The organism is Kineococcus glutinatus (assembly GCF_039542765.1).
GTDB classification, from domain to species: Bacteria; Actinomycetota; Actinomycetes; order Actinomycetales; family Kineococcaceae; genus Kineococcus_A; species Kineococcus_A glutinatus.
The window spans coordinates 1-1,456 of sequence record NZ_BAABIL010000453.1 but is presented as its reverse complement, the minus strand read 5'-3'; the positions used below and the strand labels follow the sequence as shown (position 1 = coordinate 1,456).

General features: G+C 71.6%; 1 protein-coding gene. It reads left to right on the top strand.

Annotation, left to right across the window (positions count from 1 at the left end):
* Positions 1-1,358 (top strand): urease subunit alpha (locus ABEB16_RS15855; RefSeq protein WP_345713194.1); only part of this gene is annotated, 1,358 nt, incomplete at its 5' end.
* Between the last annotated feature and the right edge of the window lie 98 nt (positions 1,359-1,456).

The window sequence follows — 1,456 nt, the reverse complement described above, 5'->3', positions numbered from 1 at the left end:
CGGGCACCGACGTCCGCTCCGGCGAGGGCATGATCGCCACCGCGGGGGCCATCGACGTCCACGTGCACTTCGACAGCGTCGGGCTCGTCGAGGAGGCCGTCTCCAGCGGCATCACCACGATGATCGGCGGGGGCCTCGGCCCCGTCACCGTCGGCATCACCAGCTCCGGGCCGACGAACCTTGCGCGCATGCTCCGCGCCGTCGAGGCCTTCCCCGTCAACTTCGGCTTCCTGGCCAACGGCAGTGCCGCCCACACCGCGCCGCTGATCGAGCAGGGGCTCGCCGGGGCGATCGGCTACAAGATCCACGAGGACTGGGGGGCGACCCCCGCGGCGATCCGCGCCTCCCTCGACGCGGGCGACGAGCTGGACCTGCAGGTGCAGATCCACTCCGACACCCTCAACGAGGCGGGTTTCTACGAGGACACCATGGCGGCGATCGCCGGCCGCACCATCCACACCTACCACTCCGAGGGCGCCGGGGGTGGGCACGCCCCGGACATCATGCGCGTCGTCGGCGAGGCGAACTGCCTGCCCTCGTCGACGAACCCCACCAACCCCTACACGCTCAACACCTTCGACGAGCACCTCGACATGGTGATGGTCTGCCACCACCTGAACCCCCGGATCCCCGAGGACGTCGCCTTCGCCGAGTCGCGCATCCGCCGCGAGACCATCGCGGCCGAGGACGTGCTGCACGATCTCGGGGCGATCTCGGCCATGGGTTCCGACTCGCAGGGGATGGGCCGCATCGGCGAGACCATCGCCCGCACCTGGCAGCTGGCCTCGCACATGCGCGCCATCCGCGGCGCGCTGCCCGAGGACGCCGGCACGGGCGCGGACAACCACCGGGTCCTGCGCTACCTCGCCAAGCTCACCATCAACCCGGCCCGCATGTTCGGCATCGACCACCTCGTCGGCTCGCTGGAACCGGGGAAGCTGGCGGACGTCGTCCTGTGGGAGCCGAAGTTCTTCGGCATCCGGCCCGAGGTCGTCTTCAAGGGTGGATTCCCCGCCTGGTCGGTCATGGGGGAGGCCAACGCCTCGCTCATGACCTGCGAGCCGCTGAGGTACCGGCCGCAGTGGGCGGCCTACGGCCGCACGCCCTCGGACGTGTCGGTGAACTTCGTCGCCGCCGCGGCGCTGGGCGCCGGGCTCGGCGAGCGGCTGGGGCTGTCCAAGCCGCTGGTCGCGTGCTCCGGGGGCCGCCGCCTGACCAAGGCCGACCTCCTGCGCAACGACCACCTCCCCACCATCACCGTCGACCCGGACACCTACCGGGTGGAGGTCGACGGCGAGCTGTGCACGAGCACCCCGATGGCGCAGGTCCCCCTGGGCCGCAGGTACACGATCAAGTGAGGGACGACATGAGCGGAGCGGTGCGGATCGGCATCGGCGGCCCCGTCGGGTCGGGCAAGACGCGGCTCGTCGAGCGCCTGCTGCCCCTGCTGGCGGGC